Genomic DNA, 5611 nt, shown 5'->3' with positions numbered 1-5611 from the left:
TAATCTCTTAATGATCTTCTTGCTACTTCGTCAGTAGCAAGCTAGGTCGGCTATATTACTCTCTATCTCTAGAAAGTCAACCAGTAATGAAAATTATTTTTAAACTTTCTTTCTAAAACCTAACTCAACCATTTCATGCTAAGTTACTGTTTTATCAGAAGTTTTAATCTTCATCACCGCCGATGGATGTGCATTATAGACCAATCCCAAACAAGCGCAACCCCTATTTTTAAGAAAATACTTCAGTTGATTATTATTTCTACAAAAATGCCGATTTTCCCTTTTTTTTGAGCATTAAAGGTACAGAATTGGCCAATGTACTTAATAATTTCTCTTTTTTATTGTGTTCCTGAAAGCGCAAGGAGCGGCAATCTATATATTCACAATAGCCCCCTTCTCCATACTCAGTCTTGCCATTAATTCTGACTTCGTAATTAAAGCTTCCAACATAACCCGCAGCCAGACCAAATTTGAAATCTCCCCGGCTTTGTCCCTGCAACCAGATCTGTGTTCCTTTGCCATCTTCATAGCACCATTCAAACTCACGCGGCAGATACATCTTTTGCCCATTTGGGGTAGTCACACTCGGATAAACCCGATGCACCTTGAAATAGACTTTTTGATCGAACATTTGACTGGTCATATTTTTCAGGTCACGCAGATAAATTCGTGACTGAACAATGCTGTTCAGACTATCCCGAATTTGTGCCAGTAATAATTGCCGTCCTTCACTCAGGTTAATAATCTGATAAGTCAGAAAGGCTAAAGGTAAATAGGGAAAATTAAAGCTTCGTGCAAATTCAAAACTACCTAAACTCTCGATGAGATATTTCTGATCTTTATAATGTAAGGTACCCTGACAATAACAGAGCAAAGACCAATGATCAGCCAGTGCAAAGCGCATTTGGGTGAAGTGTGAAATCAGATTGGTCGTATGGATGCTGAGATCAAAGCTCAGTTCAGAATCAAAACGCTGTAAACGAAAATGTGGAAAGTCGCCCGTCAGTTTTTCACGATCCAGAAACTGAAACAGGCCATACTGAAACTTGCAATCCTTTTTGATTGAATAGCAATTTAATTGTCCCACCATATGCGGACTGGTACTACAGATTACTGTGGCTGTATCCAGTGCATTGGTTTGAATAGCACTCGGGTTTGCCAACATCGGTGCATTAGGCTGACCAATAATACTCAGAAAATTAAGATAATGAAGTGGCGCAGGCAGATCAGGAAGTGTCAGGCCCTGATGAATAATTTTATATTTCTGGTTTGGCCCATGATAGGCAAGATTATGCTGGGAAACAGCAGGAGTCTGATTCAGCTGTTTCGAACGATCTAGAAAATCTTGAAGAAACTGCATCTCAAACTCCTTATTTTTATATTGTTATAAGGTACTCTGTCTTTTTGCCATAAAGGTCGTAAGAAAACCAGACAAAGCATAGATGACAGAGATCACGAGAATCCCTACCGGAATATTATAAGTCATCGCTGCAAAGATAAACACCGCGATCGGCAACACGAAAAACGGTACCCGTCTACGCTCTACGGTTTTAAATGAATAGTATTTGATATTAGAAATCATCAATAAGCCAACGATTACAATAATTGCAGCATTAATGATTTGTACAGTAAAATCACGAATATCAAACACAGCTGGGAAGTCCAATCCTACCCAGACCAGTGAAATAATAATGACGGCTGCTAATGGACTCGCAACGCCAATAAAGTAGCGTTTGTCCACTACGCCAATCTGAACGTTAAAGCGGGCTAGACGGAAAGCTGCACAAGCCGTATAGACAAAACAAGCCGCCAGACCGATACGGCCTAAATCACTTAATCCCCAGCTATACATCAAAATAGCCGGTGCCACCCCAAATGCCAGCATATCGGATAGTGAGTCAAACTGTTCACCGAATGGACTTTGTGCCCCAATCGCACGTGCCACACGACCATCCAGACCATCAAATAAAGCTGCCAAGAAAATGGCATAAATAGCTTGCTGAAATTCGCCATTCATACTGGCAATAATCGAGTAAAAGCCTGATAACAACGCAGCGGTTGTAATCAGGTTAGGCCACAGATAGATACCTCGACGCTTAACTCTTTGTCCTTCCTGGGTATGCTCTACCTCTTCCACCTCAAAGGTGATGCCATCAAATGGCAAATCTTTGGAAGATTCGTGTTCCGGCTTATTTGTACTTGTCATTCTTGTCGATCCTAACTATGACCCGATCTTTAAAATATTATTCGCCTACTAACCAACGAACTGCAGCATGACCGCCATTTTCCTGCATACGTAAATGCGGGAATAACCATTGCAGCGCTTCGTCTGCATCTTCAGAGAACTTCCAAGGTGGGTTAATCACCAGTAAACCACAGCCATTTAAACCCATTGGCGTATCATCTGGCCATACACAGATTTCACATACCAACTGACGGCGAATCCCGGTCTTGAACATTTTCTTCTCGAAACGTTCAATCATGGCACGGTCTTTAATTGGATACCAAACTGCAAATACGCCTGTCGGCCATTTTTTATAAGCAGCAACCAGTAATTCAACCAGTTGCGGGAAGTCTTTACGCTCCAGCTCATACGGCGGATCGATCATCACCAGACCACGTTTTTCTTTCGGTGGAATGACTGCGAGCAAGCCTTCATATGCATCACGTTCATGCAAACCGGCGCGTTTGTCAAAAATGTTATGACGTAACTGCTGGAAGACATCACGCTGCATTTCAAAAATGGTGGCCTTGTCAATTTCACGCATGCCTTCCAGTGCAAACCATGGTGAACCCGGATATGCACCTTTACCAAAGTTTTCACGCATTTTCTCAACAATTTTTAAATATTGTTGTACACCTTCTGGCGCATTACGCTTGACCGAATCATCCAGCTTAATCAGACGATGAATACCGTTTAAAAACTCACCTGATTTTTGCGCTTCGGCAGTCGACAAATCATATTTACCTGCACCACCATGTGTATCTACATAGCGATATGGTTTATCTTTTGCATTGAGTCGAGTCAATAATTGAAGCAACAATACATGCTTCATGACATCGGCAAAGTTGCCAGCATGGTAATGGTGACGGTAATTCATGTTTCATTAATTCCTAATATCAACCGCTATTTTAACATGAAAAATAGTTTCGTTCAGACCCGATTCTTACATAGAATAGCGCGACCCCAATTTACCCTTCTAGGTGAGTTTCTATGGAAGCAGTTCAACTCCCGGCAACCTGGCCAGTTGATCAGATTATTGATGATCTAGATCAGCATGGTTTTAGCATGATCGACAATGCTTATGCCCCATCCTATGTTGAACAGCTGATTGCTGAATGTACCAGTAATCTGGAACGCTTTCGTGATGCAGCCATTCAGAATGGCGTAGTCAGCAATATCCGCAGTGATCACATTCTCTGGCTCAATGAAGATCTGGAAATTTCTAACCAGCATGTGCAAACCTTACAGGCTTTAGGTCATGAGCTGAACCGCGCTTTCTTCCTCGGCATTAAAGATGTGGAAGCCCATTTTGCCTGCTATAACGCGGGCGAGTTCTATGCCCTGCATCGCGATAATCCCCAAGGTAAAAATGGCCGGATGATTTCTGCGGTTTATTATCTGCATGATGATTGGCAAGATAACTGGGGCGGCGAACTACATCTGCAGGATAAAAATGATCAATGGCATATTATCCAGCCTAAACCAAACCGTATTGCCTTCTTCCAAAGTGATTTAATGCATGAAGTTTTAAAAGCCAAACATCAACGTTTATCAATCACCGCTTGGTTAAGAAGTGATACCTGTTTGCTCTAATCCTTTTTCCACGCTTTAAATTTCAATTTTCAGCCTCATATAGCAATCATTGAGATATGAGGACTGCGTTCATGCGACCAACCCCCAAAGAGATCATTGCACGCATTGGTGAAACAGATCAGCTGTTTTTAAATGGCAATACGCCTGAGCTGGCGCTTGAACGGGCGGATCTTCGTCTGCAATTGGTGACTATTAGCCAGTTACGTCAAGAGCAGGTGCATTTCCTGCAAGAAGCGATTGTTCTGCTGGAGCAAGGCCGGATTGAATTTGAAGAAATGCCACTGGATTTGTATATCAATCTTTCTTTACACCTGGCCAAGGCCTATATGATCTACTTTGAGCTGACCAAAGAAGATCATTATGCGCTTATTACCCAGCAGATTCTAAAACCAATGACCAATTATGAGCATGCGGATATTTATTTCTTCCTGGCTTATGCATCTGCCAGTAAGAAAGAGCCTGCCATGACTCGTCACTGGCTAAATAAATACAGTAAAACGGCCCAGTTTGACCATGAACTGGTAGGCCAGCATCCGGCATTTGATGAATATCGTCAACTGGAATGGTTTATCCAGATTCTGCGTAGCCGTATGCATTAGAACAACGAAATCTGTTCTTATAAAAATGCCTCACATTGATGAGGCATTTTTTATGAATTAATTTAATTGACTCAAGCCAGACGGCGTCGATCTGCATCCAAATGCAATTGCTGATTCAGTTCATCAATCCAGATTGCCCAGTCATCATCCTGTACCAGATGGCTAATTAGCAACGAACGCTGCGCTTTATTCCAGAAAGGTGCTTCATGCAGTGACATATGAGCAGGTAGCTGATGAGTACGCACATAAAGCTCAATTGCCGCCGGGCTATTAGCCAGGCCGAGTTGAGAAAATAACATTTCTAAGGATGGTTGGTTCTTCCCGAGCATATGCCCTCCTTATATCAGATATATTGTAGTTATTTATAGGACTAACTTATAAGATAAGACAAAAAAAACCTAGTCAAAGGACTAGGTTTTGTTGTGTCTTTTTGTATAAAGAACCCTTAAGTGTTTTCAGGACCTTCTTTATCACTTTCGACATGTAAAAGCTGGTTCAATTTATCAATGATTACGATCCATTCATCATCCTGATGCCAGTGTTCGCGAAGAAAAGCACTTTGCCCCTCATTCCAGAAATCTGCATCCGGCAAAATCACGTCTGATGGTAACTGATGATTTTTGGTAAATTCATCAATTGATGCTTCATCAGCAGGCAGGCCTAATTGCTCAAATAATAATTCTAAAGTCACTTGCTGTTCTAATACCATTCGCTCACTCCATCATAAAATAATCAGTTCATTGATTTGAAAATATTATTGATGCTTAGAAGAAGGTAGATCACAAGAACCACTTCCTTCTGCCTCAATATGCAATTGCTCATTGAGTACATCTACAAAAATTGCCCAGTCATCATCTTCTTTCCAGTGGCCAATCAAAAAATCATGCTGGTTCTTAGTCCAGAAAGGAGCTTTATGTAAGGGGACATCCATCCCAATCTGGTGGGTTTTGATAAATTCATCGATTGCTTCCGGGCTTGAATCCAAGCCGAGTTGCTCAAAAAAAAGTTCCATGGTAGGTCGCTGCTCTAACATCTCAGTACCTCCTCTTTTGTTGATGATTCTTCTTATTAAACTAGATGAGCTACTCGCAAAGTTCAGTTGTCCCTCCTTCACAAGATGTTATTTTTTGTTCTTTAATTTTTTGGAAATAGCAATAAAAAAGCACCCCAAATGGAGTAATGCCAGTCAGTTAAG

The 5611-nt window shown here is 41.3% G+C and carries 8 protein-coding genes; 2 read left to right on the top strand and 6 right to left on the bottom strand.

Translation table 11 applies throughout. The features are described from left to right. Positions 1–259 precede the first annotated feature (259 nt). The 3 genes from G5T77_RS10680 to rlmJ are packed head-to-tail and all read right to left on the bottom strand — an operon-like array spanning position 260 to position 3101. Positions 260–1360, bottom strand: coding sequence for a DUF6670 family protein (locus G5T77_RS10680; protein ID WP_166139658.1), 1101 nt, complete (start codon positions 1358–1360; stop codon positions 260–262). Between the two features lie 24 nt (positions 1361–1384). Continuing rightward, complete coding sequence (gene pssA, locus G5T77_RS10675) at positions 1385–2206, bottom strand: CDP-diacylglycerol--serine O-phosphatidyltransferase (RefSeq protein ID WP_005233819.1); 822 nt, start codon at positions 2204–2206, stop codon at positions 1385–1387. Between the two features lie 37 nt (positions 2207–2243). Next, on the bottom strand, positions 2244–3101 hold the full coding sequence (rlmJ, locus tag G5T77_RS10670; protein WP_166139656.1) for a 23S rRNA (adenine(2030)-N(6))-methyltransferase RlmJ: 858 nt from the start codon (positions 3099–3101) through the stop codon (positions 2244–2246). Positions 3102–3214: 113 nt separating this feature from the next. On the opposite strand from rlmJ, the gene G5T77_RS10665 reads away from it, so the two are divergent. Continuing rightward, entirely contained in the window at positions 3215–3817 is a 603-nt protein-coding gene (locus G5T77_RS10665; RefSeq protein ID WP_159122608.1) for a 2OG-Fe(II) oxygenase, read from the top strand. A 71-nt stretch (positions 3818–3888) separates the two neighbouring features. Further along, the gene (locus G5T77_RS10660) at positions 3889–4416 is read left to right on the top strand and encodes a hypothetical protein (protein ID WP_166139653.1); all 528 of its coding nucleotides are present in this window, start codon (positions 3889–3891) and stop codon (positions 4414–4416) included. A gap of 71 nt (positions 4417–4487) precedes the next feature. Here G5T77_RS10660 and G5T77_RS10655 read toward each other — a convergent pair whose 3' ends face one another. The 3 genes from G5T77_RS10655 to G5T77_RS10645 all read right to left on the bottom strand — a co-directional run bounded on the left by G5T77_RS10655 (position 4488) and on the right by G5T77_RS10645 (position 5449). Beyond that, complete coding sequence (locus G5T77_RS10655) at positions 4488–4745, bottom strand: DUF2789 family protein (protein ID WP_004786809.1); 258 nt, start codon at positions 4743–4745, stop codon at positions 4488–4490. Between the two features lie 116 nt (positions 4746–4861). Then, positions 4862–5125: a DUF2789 family protein gene (locus G5T77_RS10650; RefSeq protein WP_004786812.1), complete on the bottom strand. Its 264-nt coding sequence runs from the start codon at positions 5123–5125 to the stop codon at positions 4862–4864. 45 nt (positions 5126–5170) lie between these two features. Then, complete coding sequence (locus G5T77_RS10645) at positions 5171–5449, bottom strand: DUF2789 family protein (RefSeq protein ID WP_005233810.1); 279 nt, start codon at positions 5447–5449, stop codon at positions 5171–5173. Between the last annotated feature and the right edge of the window lie 162 nt (positions 5450–5611).

This window comes from Acinetobacter sp. GFQ9D191M (genome assembly GCF_011174875.1).
Classification (GTDB): Bacteria; Pseudomonadota; Gammaproteobacteria; order Pseudomonadales; family Moraxellaceae; genus Acinetobacter.
This window is presented reverse-complemented; position numbering and strand designations above follow the sequence as displayed.

Coding starts and splice junctions, on each gene's coding strand:
- G5T77_RS10680 (WP_166139658.1), bottom strand. CDS start 1,360: ATGCAGTTTCTTCAAGATTTTCTAGATCGTTCGAAACAGCTGAATCAG.
- pssA (WP_005233819.1), bottom strand. CDS start 2,206: ATGACAAGTACAAATAAGCCGGAACACGAATCTTCCAAAGATTTGCCA.
- rlmJ (WP_166139656.1), bottom strand. CDS start 3,101: ATGAATTACCGTCACCATTACCATGCTGGCAACTTTGCCGATGTCATG.
- G5T77_RS10665 (WP_159122608.1), top strand. CDS start 3,215: ATGGAAGCAGTTCAACTCCCGGCAACCTGGCCAGTTGATCAGATTATT.
- G5T77_RS10660 (WP_166139653.1), top strand. CDS start 3,889: ATGCGACCAACCCCCAAAGAGATCATTGCACGCATTGGTGAAACAGAT.
- G5T77_RS10655 (WP_004786809.1), bottom strand. CDS start 4,745: ATGCTCGGGAAGAACCAACCATCCTTAGAAATGTTATTTTCTCAACTC.
- G5T77_RS10650 (WP_004786812.1), bottom strand. CDS start 5,125: ATGGTATTAGAACAGCAAGTGACTTTAGAATTATTATTTGAGCAATTA.
- G5T77_RS10645 (WP_005233810.1), bottom strand. CDS start 5,449: ATGTTAGAGCAGCGACCTACCATGGAACTTTTTTTTGAGCAACTCGGC.